Here is a 13585-nt window from a genome sequence, read left to right as displayed (position 1 = left end):
GTGCGTCACCTCCCAGATTCCAGGGCCAGCGGGAACGACTCGTACGTACGTGGGTACCTTCATGCCCCCGATGCTGACACGGCGACGGGTCCCGCGCACCGTACTAAATCGGGCTCGCTGCTCGCGGCCGGACAGCGTCGCGCCACACCCACGCGGCGTCAGCGCCCTGCCCGTGGCCCCACTCGACGAGCACCGCGCGCTCCGTGTACGCGAGCACGCGACCCTCGACCTCGAGGAGCCGGTCGGCGAACTGCACCCAGGCCAGCACAGGGTCCGGCTGTGGGAGGTCGACCTCGGGACCGCCGCGCGCTGCCTCGGGCAGCGAGTACGCGTCGACGAGCCGCCACAGGTCGCGCCGCCGGCCGGCCATCAGGCGCGCGGCTTGAGCTTGCGGACGGTGACGGTGTCGCGCGGCACCCAGGCACGCTGCAACCGGCCCTGCCAGGCGATCTCCACGAACACGGCGACGTCAGACCGGGCGACCGCGAACGCCTTCACCTCGGCGAGCGCTCCGATCTCCTCGAAGGTGAGGTCGTGGACGGTGACGGGTTGGGGTGGGTCGACGGTCTCGGGGTCGCCGATGGCGTCGAGGGGGAGGGACTCGGCGGCGTAGATCGGGACGTCCTGGTGTTCGGGTGGGGCCCACCGGTGCTCGCTCACCCGGACACGGTACGTGCGAGCACTGACGAAGCCGACACGCGGGCCGGGCGGCCGGCGCATCGCGGCGAGCGCCGCGGGGGCTCAAGTGCCCCCGATGTAGGGTGGCACGACCGACGGCTACACCTTGGGCTACACAGGAAGCCCTGATCTGGGGCCGGCAGCGGGACTCGAACCCGCAACCCCCGTATTACAAGTACGGTGCGCTACCAATTGCGCCATGCCGGCTGACGCGCCCACTCTACCGGGGCACGTCCGGGGTCACTCCGCAGCCGAGAAGTTCAGCGAGATCGAGTTCATGCAGTAGCGGTCACCGGTCGGGGTGCCGAAGCCGTCCGGGAAGACGTGGCCCAGGTGGCCGCCGCAGTTCGCGCAGCGCACCTCGGTGCGGACCATGCCGAGGGACTTGTCCTCGATGAGCTGCACGGCCTCCGGGCGGACCGACTCGTAGAACGACGGCCAGCCGCAGCCGGAGTCGAACTTCGTGCCGCTCTGGAACAGCTCCGCGCCGCACGCCGCACACGTGTAGACGCCGGCGCGCTCCTCGTCGAGCAGCTCGCCCGTCCACGGACGCTCGGTCCCGGCCTGCCGGAGGACGGCGTACTGGTCCGGGGAGAGCTCCTCGCGCCACTGGGCATCGGACTTGTCGACGTTGTACGCCATGTGTTCCTCCTCGTTCCGGTCGCCGTCGTGGGTCCTGGCGACCACCTCAGTAAACTCGCGACGGTGTCCGAGCATTCCGTACGCCGCGCCCACTGGAGCCGCCTGACGACGGACGAACTGTACGGGATCGTGCGGCTCCGGAACCGGGTCTTCGCGCTCGAGCAGCGGGTCACCGCCGAGGACCTCGACGGGCGTGACCGCGCTGCGGACACCGAGCACTGGTGGTTCGGAGCGGACGCCGGTGCGGAGGGGCACGAGGTGCTCGGCTACCTCCGCCTGGTCCGGCCCGCGGTCGACGAGCAGCACCCGGACGGGTCGGCTCCGCCCGCGTGGGTGATCGGCCGCGTCGCCACGCACCCCGACCACCGCGGTCGGGGCATCGCGGGCAGCCTGGTCGCCGCGGTCCTCGCCGAGCACGGGCACGAGCCGTTCGTGCTGCACGCCCAGGAGTACGTGGCCGGTCTCTACGAGCGGCACGGCTTCCGTCGGTTCGGGACGCCCTACGACGAGGCCGGCATCCGTCACGTCGGGATGCACCGCCCGTGAACGGGACCAGCAGCAGCACCGGCACGAGCAGCAGCACGGGCACCCGCGAGCGGTTCGCCGCGTACGCCGACCGGATCGCCGGCACCTCGCCGTCCTACGCCGCCTGGGCGCGGTCGGTGGACGACGCGCTCGTCGCGCTGCTCGACGCGGTCCCGCCGCAGCAGCGGCAGCCGGAGCTCGTCTTCGCGGTCGCGCGGCGGCTCGGCGCCGCCCCGTCGGACCCCGGTGCGCTGCGCGCGCTCGGACGGGAGGCCCGCCACGCGTTCGTCGCGGCCCTCACCACCGCCACGGTGCAGGCCAACGACCCGCGGCGGCTCGGTCCCGTCGTCCCGGTCCTCCAGGCGCTCGCCGCCGCGTCCGCGCGACCGCTCGGGCTCGTCGACGCGGGGGCCGCGGCGGGCCTGTGCTCGATCCCGGACCGCGTCACGCTCGACCACCGCGTCCTGGACGGTGCGGGGGAGCCGGGCGCACCGGTCCGCGCGCACACCGCCGTCGCCGACCCCGCGGTGCACCTCACCGTGACGGTCTCCGGTGCCGTGCCCGCCCCGCGGTCGACCCCGATCCGCATCGGCGCACGGGTCGCACTCGACCCGAACCCGATCGACCTCGCGGAGCCGCACGCGTTCGACCGGCTCGTCGAGGCCGTCCCGCCCGAGGCGACGGACCGGACCGCCCTGATGCGCGAGGCGGCCCGCGCGGCGCTCGCCGTGCCTCCCGTCCGGGTCCGGGGCACGCTGCCCGGTGACCTGGACCGCGCACTGGACGCCCTGCCGGACGGCTGTGAACCGGTGGTGCTGACCACCGGGACCCTCGTGTACGTCCCGGGCGCGGGTCGGCAGCGGGTGGTCGACCGGCTCCGGGAGCGCGGCGTGCACTGGGTGGCGCTCGAACGCACCGGGATCCTCGACGGGGTGGCGGCGACGCTGCCGCACGACGTCGACCCGGAGGACCCCGACGCCTTCGCGACCCTCTCGCTCGACGGCGTCGCGCTGGGTGTCTCCGACCCGTTCGGCGTCCGCGTGCGGTGGTTCCGCCCACCCGGTGCCTGAACGCAGCCTCCGCGACAGTCCAGGGTGGTGCCAGGGTCGGCGCGCCGGTCACCCCTACGATGTGCGAGACCCGTTGCCCGACCGTGATCGGAAGTGCCGTGACCGCCCTCCCCGCCGACGAGCTCAGCGAGCTCGACAAGCACGTGCTCGCGTTCGAGCACGACCGGGCACGGCACGACCGCACGAAGGAAGCGGAGATCCGGGTCGAGTTCGACATGTCGCCGGCGCGCTACTACCAGGTGCTCAACCGCGTGATCGACCACCCCGCAGCCCTCGCGTACGACCCGCAGCTGGTCGGACGCCTGCAGCGGCTCCGGCACGCGCGCACCCGTGCGCGGGCCACGCGGTCCTTCGTCGCCGCCGCCACGACGCCCGATCCCCGTGAAGAGGAACGATGAGCCAGAGATTCCCGCGAGACCGCTTCGACGAGGTCCACGACGGACCCCGTGTCGGCGCCCACCGCGGCGCCCAGCGACGTGGACGCGGGTGGATCGCCTTCGCGTGGGCGGCGCTCGCGACCGGCGTGCTCGTGCTCCTCGGGGTGCTGGCGCTCGCGCTCGTGAACGGCAGCTACTCCTTCGGCGGCTCGACCTCGTCGCCGGCCCCGGCCGCGTCGTCCTCCGCCCCCGCGAGCTCGGAGGCGTCGCCGTCCGAGTCGCCCTCGGAGTCCGCCTCCCAGGAGCCCGAGGCCGCGGAGCCCGCCGCACAGGGGACGACCAAGGTCGTCGTCCTGAACGGCACGTCGACCGGCGGTCTCGCGGCCCGCGGTGCCACGGCGCTGCGGGGCGCCGGGTGGAAGGTCGCCTCGACGGGTGACGCCGGCACGACCGGTACGGCGTCGACGATCGTCTACTACCAGGAGGAGTCGCAGGCCGCGGTGGCACGCGGCATCGCGAAGACGCTCGGGGTGACCGCGGTGCAGCAGTCCGACGCGTTCCCGAACGCCGGGGTGTCCGTCGTCCTGGGTGCCGACTACCGCGGCTGAGCGGCCTCGACGGCCCGGTTCGTGACCGCCGTGTTTCCGGCGCGTTGCGTTCTGGGTGAATCGAGGCGGAAGAGCGTCACACCTCTTGCCCTGGTGCGTGGCTTCCGCAAGAGTCATCGCCAGACGACGGCTCGTCGTCCGCAACAACGACGACCCGTCGTTCGCACCGGCACCACCAGGGAGCAAGAGATCATGGCCAACGGAACCGTGAAGTGGTTCAACGCCGAGAAGGGCTTCGGCTTCATCACCGTCGATGGAGGGGGCCAGGACGTGTTCGTGCACTACTCGGCGATCGACATGTCGGGCTACAAGGTCCTCGAGGAGGGGCAGGCGGTCACGTTCGACGTCGGCACCGGCTCGAAGGGGCCGCAGGCCGAGTCGGTCCGCCCCGCCTGAACCGGCACCACCACGGAACGCGTCGTCCCTTCGGGGGCGGCGCGTTCCGTCGTGGCGGGGTGGTGGTCCGCGTGCTCGCGCCGGGCCGTCCACCTGCTCACGCCGGGGTCGTCCGCCTGCTCGCGCCGGTGTCGTCCGCGTGCTCGCGACGCAACGTGTCCTGGGAAGTCGGCCCGCGCCTCCCGACTGTGTTGCACTCGACCAACGCGAGTGCCAGAATCGGCGTTGGCACTCGCTCACGCTGAGTGCCAGCACGACCCCCATGCACGACGTCCGGGAGGGACGAGAAACTCACATGGCAAAGATCATTGCTTTCGACGAGGAGGCCCGTCGCGGCCTCGAGCGCGGCCTCAACATCCTGGCCGACGCCGTGAAGGTGACGCTCGGCCCGCGCGGCCGCAACGTCGTCCTCGAGAAGAAGTGGGGCGCCCCCACGATCACGAACGACGGTGTCTCCATCGCCAAGGAGATCGAGCTCGACGACCCGTACGAGAAGATCGGCGCGGAGCTCGTCAAGGAGGTCGCCAAGAAGACCGACGACGTCGCCGGTGACGGAACCACCACCGCGACCGTGCTCGCCCAGGCGCTCGTCCGCGAGGGCCTCCGCAACGTCGCCGCCGGTGCCGACCCCGTGTCGCTCAAGCGCGGCATCGAGAAGGCCGTCGCCGCCGTCTCCGACCAGCTCCTCGCCAACGCGAAGGACATCGAGACCAAGGACCAGATCGCCGCGACCGCGTCGATCTCGGCCGCCGACCCCACCATCGGTGCGCTCATCGCCGAGGCGATCGACAAGGTCGGCAAGGAGGGTGTCGTCACCGTCGAGGAGTCGAACACCTTCGGCACCGAGCTCGAGCTGACCGAGGGCATGCGCTTCGACAAGGGCTACCTGTCGCAGTACTTCGTCACGGACCCGGAGCGCCAGGAAGCCGTCTTCGAGGACCCGTACATCCTCATCGTCAACTCGAAGATCTCCAACATCAAGGACCTGCTCCCGGTCGTCGACAAGGTGATCCAGGCGGGCAAGCAGCTCCTCATCATCGCCGAGGACGTCGACGGCGAAGCGCTCGCGACCCTCGTCGTGAACAAGATCCGTGGCATCTTCAAGTCGGTCGCCGTCAAGGCCCCGGGCTTCGGTGACCGCCGCAAGGCCATGCTGCAGGACATCGCGATCCTGACCGGTGGCCAGGTCATCTCCGAGGAGGTCGGTCTCAAGCTCGAGAACGCGACCCTCGACCTGCTGGGCAAGGCCCGCAAGGTGATCATCACCAAGGACGAGACGACCATCATCGAGGGCGCCGGCGACGACGAGCAGATCGCGGGCCGCGTCCGTCAGATCCGCTCCGAGATCGAGGCGACCGACTCCGACTACGACCGCGAGAAGCTCCAGGAGCGTCTCGCCAAGCTCGCCGGCGGCGTCGCCGTCATCAAGGCGGGTGCGGCGACCGAGGTCGAGCTCAAGGAGCGCAAGCACCGCATCGAGGACGCCGTCCGCAACGCGAAGGCCGCCGTCGAGGAGGGCATCGTCGCCGGTGGTGGCGTCGCCCTCATCCAGGCGTCCGTCGTGCTCGACACCCTCGAGCTCCAGGGCGACGAGGCGACCGGCGCGAACATCGTCCGCGTCGCGATCGACGCACCGCTCAAGCAGATCGCGCTGAACGCCGGTCTCGAGCCGGGCGTCGTCGCCGCCAAGGTCCGCGAGCTCGAGTCGGGCCACGGCCTGAACGCTGCGACCGGCGAGTACGTCGACCTCGTCGCCGCGGGCATCATCGACCCGGCCAAGGTCACGCGCTCGGCGCTGCAGAACGCTGCGTCGATCGCCGGTCTGTTCCTCACGACCGAGGCCGTCGTCGCCGACAAGCCCGAGAAGGCATCGGCCATGCCGGCCGGCGACCCCTCGGGTGGCATGGACTTCTAGTCCGTCCGACAGAAGGGCCCCGCACGCTGCGCGTGCGGGGCCCTTCTGTGTGCGGGGGTCGGGGGCGCGGGGCGGGGCGCGAGCGAGCCGTCTTCGTCACGTTCGACGCTCCGGTGCGACGAGTCGCGCCCGGACCGCGCCGCACGTGCGGCATGTCCCGCTCGCCCAGTGCTCCGGGTTCTTCCCCCACAGGAGGCCCGCGGTGCGCCCTCCTCCACAGTCCCGGCTCGGGATGGTCGGCGTTGTCGGCGCTCCACGGACGATCATCGGCATGCCGAACCCCACCCCGCTCCCCGTTCCCTTCCGCCAGAGTGCGTTCACCGTCGGTGCGGCCCTGCGGGCCGGCATCGGCGCGGAGCGCCTCCGCCGGAAGGACCTCGTCTCGCCGGTCCACGGCGTCCGGGCTCCAGCGGGAGCAGACGTCGGACGTGTCGAAGCGCTCTCGGTCGTGCTGCGCGAGGGACAGCGGTTCAGCCACGTCACGGCCGCACGCATCTGGGGTGCGCCGTTGCCGCACCGGATGGCGTCGGACGAGACGGTACACGTGTCGTCGGACGCCGATGTCGCGATGCGACGGCAGGGGGTGGTCGGACACCGTTCGCCGTCGCGGGCCGTCCGAGCGACCGCGTACGGACCGACCAGCAGCCCGGCTCAGGCCTGGTTCGAGTGTGCGGGCATGCTCTCCGTGGAGGATCTCGTCGTGCTCGGCGACCACATGGTGAGCCGGGAGCGAGGCCTCGCCACCCTCGATGACCTCGCAGCGGCGATCCGCCCCGGGGCGCGTGGCGTGCGGAACGCCCGCGCCGCGCTGGAGCGGATCCGGGTCGGCTCGGAATCGGCCATGGAGAGCCGCCTCCGCCTGGCGGTCGTCGATGCCGGGTTCCCGGAGCCCGAGCTGAACGCCGACGCGCACGACGCCCAGGGACGCTTCCTCGGGCGGGTCGACATGGCGTGGCCCGAGTACCGGATCGCGCTCGAGTACGACGGCGACCACCACCGCGAGCGCGAGACGTTCCGGCACGACCAACGGCGGCGGAACGGGTTCACGGTGAACGGCTGGCTCGTGATCCACGCGACTGCGGTCGATCTTGCTCGCCCGGCGGTCCTGTTCGAGCGGCTGCGGCTGGCGTTCGCCGAACGAGCGGACAGGACACGCCGTGCATGATGCGCCGGCAGCGCACGAGCTGTCGGCCGGGTGCGACGAGCGTGACGGATCCGGCCCGGCGGACGACGGCGCGGTTGGGGCGGGTGCGGGCGCGGGGTGCGTGTCAGGCCGCGGCGGGCGCGGGGGTGGGCGTGTAGTCGCGGGGGATGAGCGGGAGCCAGACGCGGAAGGTCGCGCCGCCGCCCTCGGTGTCGAAGACCTCGACCGAGCCGTTGTGCGCGTGCACGATGCCGGACACGATCGCGAGCCCCAGCCCGGAGCCGCCGGTGTCCCGTGCCCGCGAGGTGTCCGCACGCCAGAACCGCTGGAAGATCTTCTCGCGCAGCTGCGGGGGGATGCCCTCGCCGTGATCGATCACGTCGATGTGCGCCATGCCACGGTCGTCGTCCACGCCGATGCCGATCTCGATCGGGTCGTCGTGCGCGGTGAACCGCATCGCGTTGCCCATCAGGTTCGTGATGACCTGCCGCACCTTGTTCTCCTCGGCGAGGACGATCGGCGGACGGGCCGGGAGCACGACGGTCGGCAGCGGGGACGTGTCGTCGGACGGCACGCCGCCCTCGACCCCCATCGCACGGGTCCGGCGGGCACGCAGTCGCGCGAGGGTCTGCCGCGAGAACGCGATCGGCCCCGTGGTGTTCGCAGAGGACGGGGAGGTCGGCGGCACCTCGCCCGTGTCGGACTGCGGCGCCGGCGGGCGGACGGCCTGCGGCACGCTGACCCCCGTGACCGCGTCCTCGACGAGCACCTGGATCTCGCGGTCGGGGTTCGACGCCATCGTGTCGAGCGCGGAGTCGCGGGCGATCGCGACGAGGTCGACCGGCCCGAGCTCGAGCGGCTTCGACTCGTCGATGCGGGCGAGCTGGAGGAGGTCCTGCACGAGGAGCCCCATGCGCTGGGCCTCCTTCTCGATGCGCTCCATCGCCTGGGCGACGTCCTCCTCCTTGCGCAGTGCACCCATCCGGTAGAGCTCGGCGTACCCGCGGAGCGAGACGAGCGGCGTGCGGAGCTCGTGCGAGGCGTCGCCGACGAACCGTCGCATCTGCGCGATCGTCCGCTCGCGGTCCTCGAAGGCGCTGTCGATGCGTTCGAGCATCGCGTTGAGCGAGCGGTTCAGGCGGCCGACCTCGGTGTTCGGGGTGTCGGCCTCGAGGCGCTGGTTGAAGTCCCCGGCGGCGAACCGCGCGGCGGTGTCCTCGACGTCGCGCAGCGGGTCGAAGGTCGCCGTGACGAGGAGCCGGGTCAGCATGGCGCCGAGCAGGATCACCGAGATGCCGAACCCGAGGAAGATCACGGTGAACCGGGCGATGGTCTGGTCGGTGTCGGCGCTGGACACGGCGACGAGCACGTAGCCCGTCTCGGCGGTGCCGCTCGACTGGTTCTGCAGCGACGCCGGGATGACCTGGGCACGCCACTCGTGGTCGTGCTGGCTGTCGTAGAGCGAGAACCGCTGCGACGACCGGGCCGCCGCCGAGAAGTCGAGCGACCGGATGTCCGGCCGGCTCGATGCACGGGTCTGGCAGATCTGCTCACCCGACGAGTCGTACGCCGCGACGTAGGCGCTCTGCGACAGCACCACGGAGAGCTTGCAGTACTGCTCGCCGTCGCTGATGTTCTGGCCCTCGAGCTGCTCGGTCGTCTGCTTGACGTTGTCGTCGAGCTGCGACATGAGGTAGGTCGACAGCACCGTCATGGTGCCGAGGCCGGCGACGAGCAGCCCGAGCGCGACGAGGAGCACCGTGATCCCGGTGATCTTGGTGCGGAGGGAGATCCCGTCCCACCAACGGCTCATTCGCGTGTGCATGCTGCCCCAACGGTAGACGGCGCTCGCCCGGTGAAACCGGACGAGCGCCGTGAGGACGACGGCGGCCTACGAAGCCTTCGTCGCCTTGAGCATGTAGCCGAACCCGCGCTTGGTCTGGATGATCGGCTCGCTCGAGTACTGGTCGAGCTTGCGGCGGAGGTACGAGATGTAGGACTCGACGATGCCGGCGTCGCCGTTGAAGTCGTACTCCCACACGTGGTCGAGGATCTGCGCCTTCGACAGCACCCGGTTCGGGTTGAGCATGAGGTAGCGCAGGAGCTTGAACTCGGTGGGCGACAGCTCGATCTGCGCGTCGCCGATCGTGACCTCGTGCGTGTCCTGGTCCATCGTGAGCTCGCCGGCGCGGATGATCGCGTCTTCCTCGTCGTTCATGGTGCGACGCAGGATGGCCTTGATGCGCGCGACGATCTCGTCGAGCGAGAACGGCTTCGTGACGTAGTCGTCGCCGCCGACGGTGAGACCGGTGATCTTGTCCTCGGTGTCGTCCTTCGCCGTGAGGAAGAGGATCGGCGAGGTGTATCCGGACGAACGGAGACGCTTGGTGACGCCGAACCCGTTCATGTCGGGCAGCATGACGTCGAGGATGATCAGGTCGGGCTCTTCCTCGAGCACCGCCGAGATCGCCTGGGCACCGTTGCCGACCGCGCGGACGGCGAACCCGGCGAAACGCAACGAGGTCGTGAGGAGGTCGCGGATGTTCGGTTCGTCGTCGACGATCAGGATCTTGGGGCCATCGGTCATGCGCCCATCCTCTGACCGTTCCCTAGAGGTTTCCTGAGAGCGGCACGTACGGCGGCTAGGCGGCAGTCGCGACCTGATCGGCGTCGAGGATCGTGTACGCGTAGCCCTGCTCGGCGAGGAACCGCTGCCGGTTCTGCGCGAAGTCCTGGTCGACCGTGTCCCGCGTCACGAGCGTGTAGAACGACGCGGGCAGGCCGTCCTTGTTCGGGCGGAGGAGTCGGCCGAGACGCTGGGCTTCTTCCTGCCGGGACCCGAACGAACCGGACACCTGGATGGCCACCGTCGCGTCGGGCAGGTCGACCGAGAAGTTCGCGACCTTCGACACGACGAGCACGTCGATCGAGCCTTCGCGGAACGCCTGGAACAACCGCTCCCGCTCGTCGACGGGCGTGGACCCGGTGATCTCGGCGGCGTCGAGCGAGGCCGCGAGGTCGTCGAGCTGGTCGATGTACTGCCCGATCACGAGGATCTGCTCGCCGCGGTGCTTCTCGATGAGCTCCCGCACCACCGGGGTCTTCGCGGGGGTCGTCGCCGCGAGCCGGTACCGCTCGTCGTCGCCCGAGGCCGCGTACTCGAGCCGGTCGCTGTGCGGCAGGTCGATGCGGACCTCGTAGCAGGCGGCGGGGGAGATGTAGCCCTGCGCCTCGATCTCCTTCCACGGGGCGTCGTACCGCTTCGGCCCGATGAGCGAGAAGACGTCGCTCTCGCGTCCGTCCTCGCGCACCAGGGTCGCGGTGAGCCCCAGGCGGCGGCGCGCCTGCAGGTCCGCGGTGAGCTTGAACACGGGGGCGGGGAGCAGGTGGACCTCGTCGTACACGATGAGGCCCCAGTCGAGCGCGTCGAGGAGCGACAGGTGCGTGTACTCACCCTTCCGGCGGGCGGTGAGGATCTGGTACGTCGCGATCGTGACCGGACGGATCTGCTTGACGGTGCCGGAGTACTCGCCGATGTCGTCGGCGGTCAGGGTCGTCCGGCGGAGCAGCTCGTCACGCCACTGCCGGGCCGAGACCGTGTTCGTCACGAGGATGAGCGTGGTGGCCTTGACGGTCGCCATCGCGCCGGCGCCGACGAGGGTCTTGCCGGCGCCACAGGGCAGCACGACGACGCCGGACCCCTGGGCGAAGAAGGTGTCGACCGCCTGCTCCTGGTAGGGCCGGAGGTGCCAGGACGCGGTGTCGAGGTCGATCGGGTGTGGCTGCCCGGGTGTGTAGCCGGCGAGGTCCTCGGCCGGCCAGCCCAGCTTGACGAGCTCCTGCTTGACCTGTCCCCGCGCCCAGGGCTGCAGGGCGATCTCGTTGGGGGATCGCTGGTCGCCGAGCAGGGGCTTGATGCGCTTCGACCGGGTGACCTCGGCGAGCACGGACGGGTCCTTGGCGGTGAGCAGCAGGACGGGCTGGCGCTCGAGTTCCTCGGACGGGGAGTTCGCGATGACCGGGGCGTCGGGGCGTTCCTCGCGCCGGATCACCAGGCGGCCGTAGCGCGAGACGGTGTCGCGGATGTCGACCGTGACGCTCTGCGGCACCGGGAACTTCGCGAACCGCTCGAGCGTGCCGATCATCGACTCGGCGTCGTGCCCGGCGGCCCGTGCGTTCCAGAGCCCGAGGCGGGTGATGCGGTACGTGTGCACGTGCTCGGGTGCGCGTTCGAGCTCGGCGAAGGCCGCGAGTTCGTGCCGTGCGTCCTCGGCGTCGGGGTGTGCGACCTCGAGGAGCACGGTGCGGTCGCTCTGCACGATCAGCGGTCCGTTCATGACGGATCAGCCTAGGCGTCGCGGCTGCGAACGGGTGCGGTGCGCAGCGCTCCGGTGGAGAAGCGGCCCCGACCGTTCGCCTGCGGAGGAACGCCGCCGACCGACCACCCCGCTCAGGCTTCGCTCTCCACGGACACCACGAGCGACAGCGGCAGCGTCCGCTCGACGTCCACGCCGGTGTCCCGTCCGCGCACCCGCCCCGCCGCGACCGACGTCGGCACGATCGAGAACGGGTGTTCCGACCCGTCCGGCATCCGCACCGTCACGCGGACCGGGGTGCGTCCACGCACCGCCAGGTCGATCTGCCGCCCGAGCCACTCCTGCTCCGGCTCCGCCTCGCCGCGGCGGGTGGTCAGACGGAGCCGTTCCACGAGGGCGTGCGCCGCCTGCTCCGGCGTGCGGCCGGCGGCGCGGCGACGGACGGGAGGCGCGACCCGCGTCGCGGGGCGGGCGGCGGCCGTCAGCACGGCAGGGTACCGCTGTTCCTCGAGCGCTGCCTGGACCACGTGCGCCGGGTGGTGCGTGACGAGGGTCGTCAGGTCCGGGCGCTCCCACGTGAGCTGACGGAGTTCGGCGTCGACGCCGATCAGGTCGAGCTGGTCCGGGGTGCCGTGCACGACGGCCCCCGTCCCGGAGGCATCGACGTCGACGACGATGCCGCCGTCGCGTCCGGCGACCTGGTCGACCAGGTAGGCGAGCGGCTGCGGCACCCCGGTGGCGGACAGCCGGTCGAGCGAGGCGAGCAGCGCCTCCTTCGTGTGTCCGGCGCGGAGGGCCCGTCGGACCGAGTCCTCGGAGACCCGGTACCGGGCGGCGAGCCCGGGCGCCTCGAGGTCGGCGACCACGCGCAGTGCGGCGTCGTCGGCCGGTGTCAGCGGACCGGGCGCGATCACGGTGAGGTCGTGCTGGAGGTACACGGTGTCGACGGTCGGCGGGAGGTCGGTGGCGGCGGCCCCGGCGTCACCGGCGACGACGGCGCGCCCGGTCGAGGTGACGGTGCCGTCGACCGCGAGCCCGAGCGCCGACGCCGTCCCCGCTACCTGGAGCAGCGTCGCGTCGAGCCAGCGGGATCCGGCCGGGTAGCGCCAGCGGCCGACGGACACGAGGTCGCGCAGGTCGTCCCCGGCGGTCTCGAGGACGTCGTGCACGGCCGGGTCGAGCGAGGACCACCAGCGTCCGACCAGACCGGTCCAGCGCTCGGGCCAGTCCGTCGTGAGCCAGGTCCGCCCGTCGTCCGTGGTGGTCCAGACGCCCTCGCCGGGGTCGGCGTACCCGACCCGGGCGAGCAGGGCCAGCCGGTCGGACACGACCTCGGCCTCGGCGCCGACGCGCTCGCCGAGGGTCCGCGCGAGCGGGGTGCCGATGCCGCCCTTCACGAGTTCGCGGACGCCTCCCTGGTCGACCGCGCGGACGAGCTCGGCGAGCACGGTCATCGTCGCGAACGCCTGCTCCGCACCGGCCGCTCGGTCCCGCTCGTCGTCCGGCGCAGCGCCCTGCCGCGGGTCCCCGGTCTGCTCGGACGGGCCGTCGGCGTCCGGCGCGTCGCGCAGGGCGCCGAGGTCGGGGTGGGCCGCCAGTCGGGCACCGACCGCGTCGTTGACGCCACCGTCGGGGTCGGCCAGGCCGAGCGCCACCGCCGGGGCGAGCGCGTCCGCGGCACCGGCGCCGTGCACGAGGGCGAGGAGCGTCGCCCGCGGCAGGTGCTCGAGCGCCGCGTCGACCGCGTCGTCGCTGCGGAGCGCCTCGGCGAGGTCGAAGAAGTCGGTCGCGTGCTGCGGACCGGAGTCGGCCAGCACGGCGGCGGGCAGTCGACGGGCGACCACGAGCCGTTCGAGCTCGTCGTCGGGCATCGCGCGCAGTCGTGCGGCGAGGTCTGCGGTGGTCGTCATCGGC

At 71.8% G+C, this 13585-nt stretch carries 14 protein-coding genes and 1 tRNA gene; 7 read left to right on the top strand and 8 right to left on the bottom strand.

The features are described 5' to 3' along the window. Nucleotides 1-103 precede the first annotated feature (103 nt). From QOL16_RS15060 to msrB, 4 genes are all read right to left on the bottom strand, one after another. Nucleotides 104-370, bottom strand: a complete 267-nt coding sequence (locus QOL16_RS15060; RefSeq protein ID WP_071284776.1) for a hypothetical protein — start codon at nt 368-370, stop codon at nt 104-106. Continuing rightward, nucleotides 370-660 (bottom strand): hypothetical protein, encoded by a 291-nt coding sequence (locus tag QOL16_RS15055; protein ID WP_071284775.1) that lies wholly within the window; start codon nt 658-660, stop codon nt 370-372. Before QOL16_RS15055 ends, QOL16_RS15060 begins: the two co-directional genes overlap by 1 nt. 149 nt (nt 661-809) lie before the next feature. After that, nucleotides 810-885: transfer RNA gene (locus QOL16_RS15050), tRNA-Thr, on the bottom strand. 33 nt (nt 886-918) lie between these two features. Then, on the bottom strand, nt 919-1320 hold the full coding sequence (gene msrB / locus QOL16_RS15045; RefSeq protein WP_065962868.1) for a peptide-methionine (R)-S-oxide reductase MsrB: 402 nt from the start codon (nt 1318-1320) through the stop codon (nt 919-921). A gap of 63 nt (nt 1321-1383) precedes the next feature. Between msrB and QOL16_RS15040 the strand changes: the two genes are divergently transcribed. The 7 genes from QOL16_RS15040 (at nt 1384) to QOL16_RS15010 (ending at nt 7376) form a co-directional block, all read left to right on the top strand. Next, the gene (locus tag QOL16_RS15040) at nt 1384-1866 is read left to right on the top strand and encodes a GNAT family N-acetyltransferase (protein ID WP_065962801.1); all 483 of its coding nucleotides are present in this window, start codon (nt 1384-1386) and stop codon (nt 1864-1866) included. Next, nucleotides 1863-2915, top strand: coding sequence for a DUF2332 family protein (locus QOL16_RS15035; protein ID WP_071284774.1), 1053 nt, complete (start codon nt 1863-1865; stop codon nt 2913-2915). The genes QOL16_RS15040 and QOL16_RS15035 overlap by 4 nt, the downstream gene beginning before the upstream one ends. 98 nt (nt 2916-3013) lie before the next feature. Further along, on the top strand, nt 3014-3313 hold the full coding sequence (locus QOL16_RS15030) for a DUF3263 domain-containing protein (protein WP_253181649.1): 300 nt from the start codon (nt 3014-3016) through the stop codon (nt 3311-3313). Next, nucleotides 3310-3900: a LytR C-terminal domain-containing protein gene (locus QOL16_RS15025; protein WP_065962794.1), complete on the top strand. Its 591-nt coding sequence runs from the start codon at nt 3310-3312 to the stop codon at nt 3898-3900. Before QOL16_RS15030 ends, QOL16_RS15025 begins: the two co-directional genes overlap by 4 nt. Nucleotides 3901-4092: 192 nt before the next feature. Continuing rightward, nucleotides 4093-4296 carry a cold-shock protein gene (locus tag QOL16_RS15020; RefSeq protein ID WP_022903461.1) on the top strand — a complete coding sequence of 68 codons (204 nt, stop codon included), beginning with the start codon at nt 4093-4095 and terminating at the stop codon, nt 4294-4296. 295 nt (nt 4297-4591) lie between these two features. Further along, a complete protein-coding gene (gene groL / locus QOL16_RS15015) occupies nt 4592-6211 on the top strand; it encodes a chaperonin GroEL (protein ID WP_065962791.1) in 1620 nt (539 codons plus the stop codon). A gap of 271 nt (nt 6212-6482) precedes the next feature. Then, nucleotides 6483-7376, top strand: a complete 894-nt coding sequence (locus QOL16_RS15010; protein WP_071245263.1) for a hypothetical protein — start codon at nt 6483-6485, stop codon at nt 7374-7376. Between the two features lie 103 nt (nt 7377-7479). Here the strand turns inward: QOL16_RS15010 and QOL16_RS15005 are convergent, their stop codons facing one another. The 4 genes from QOL16_RS15005 to QOL16_RS14990 all read right to left on the bottom strand — a co-directional run bounded on the left by QOL16_RS15005 (nt 7480) and on the right by QOL16_RS14990 (nt 13581). Continuing rightward, nucleotides 7480-9180 carry a cell wall metabolism sensor histidine kinase WalK gene (locus tag QOL16_RS15005; RefSeq protein WP_065963640.1) on the bottom strand — a complete coding sequence of 567 codons (1701 nt, stop codon included), beginning with the start codon at nt 9178-9180 and terminating at the stop codon, nt 7480-7482. A gap of 66 nt (nt 9181-9246) precedes the next feature. Next, nucleotides 9247-9942, bottom strand: a complete 696-nt coding sequence (locus QOL16_RS15000; RefSeq protein WP_058740468.1) for a response regulator transcription factor — start codon at nt 9940-9942, stop codon at nt 9247-9249. A gap of 55 nt (nt 9943-9997) precedes the next feature. Next, the gene (locus tag QOL16_RS14995; protein WP_071284772.1) at nt 9998-11692 is read right to left on the bottom strand and encodes a DNA repair helicase XPB; all 1695 of its coding nucleotides are present in this window, start codon (nt 11690-11692) and stop codon (nt 9998-10000) included. 113 nt (nt 11693-11805) lie between these two features. Then, nucleotides 11806-13581 carry a helicase-associated domain-containing protein gene (locus tag QOL16_RS14990; RefSeq protein ID WP_071284771.1) on the bottom strand — a complete coding sequence of 592 codons (1776 nt, stop codon included), beginning with the start codon at nt 13579-13581 and terminating at the stop codon, nt 11806-11808. Nucleotides 13582-13585 lie beyond the last annotated feature (4 nt).

Origin of the sequence: Curtobacterium sp. MCBA15_004 (genome assembly GCF_001865055.2) — a bacterium.
Classification (GTDB): domain Bacteria; phylum Actinomycetota; class Actinomycetes; order Actinomycetales; family Microbacteriaceae; genus Curtobacterium.
Note: the sequence above shows the minus strand (reverse complement) of the source record. Positions and strands in the feature narration are given on the sequence as shown.

What these genes read in the sequence shown, in the direction of transcription:
- QOL16_RS15060 (WP_071284776.1), bottom strand. Translation starts at nt 370, where the DNA reads ATGGCCGGCCGGCGGCGCGACCTGTGGCGGCTCGTCGACGCGTACTCG.
- msrB (WP_065962868.1), bottom strand. Translation starts at nt 1,320, where the DNA reads ATGGCGTACAACGTCGACAAGTCCGATGCCCAGTGGCGCGAGGAGCTC.
- QOL16_RS15025 (WP_065962794.1), top strand. Translation starts at nt 3,310, where the DNA reads ATGAGCCAGAGATTCCCGCGAGACCGCTTCGACGAGGTCCACGACGGA.
- QOL16_RS15020 (WP_022903461.1), top strand. Translation starts at nt 4,093, where the DNA reads ATGGCCAACGGAACCGTGAAGTGGTTCAACGCCGAGAAGGGCTTCGGC.
- groL (WP_065962791.1), top strand. Translation starts at nt 4,592, where the DNA reads ATGGCAAAGATCATTGCTTTCGACGAGGAGGCCCGTCGCGGCCTCGAG.
- QOL16_RS15010 (WP_071245263.1), top strand. Translation starts at nt 6,483, where the DNA reads ATGCCGAACCCCACCCCGCTCCCCGTTCCCTTCCGCCAGAGTGCGTTC.
- QOL16_RS15005 (WP_065963640.1), bottom strand. Translation starts at nt 9,180, where the DNA reads ATGCACACGCGAATGAGCCGTTGGTGGGACGGGATCTCCCTCCGCACC.
- QOL16_RS15000 (WP_058740468.1), bottom strand. Translation starts at nt 9,942, where the DNA reads ATGACCGATGGCCCCAAGATCCTGATCGTCGACGACGAACCGAACATC.
- QOL16_RS14995 (WP_071284772.1), bottom strand. Translation starts at nt 11,692, where the DNA reads ATGAACGGACCGCTGATCGTGCAGAGCGACCGCACCGTGCTCCTCGAG.
- QOL16_RS14990 (WP_071284771.1), bottom strand. Translation starts at nt 13,581, where the DNA reads ATGACGACCACCGCAGACCTCGCCGCACGACTGCGCGCGATGCCCGAC.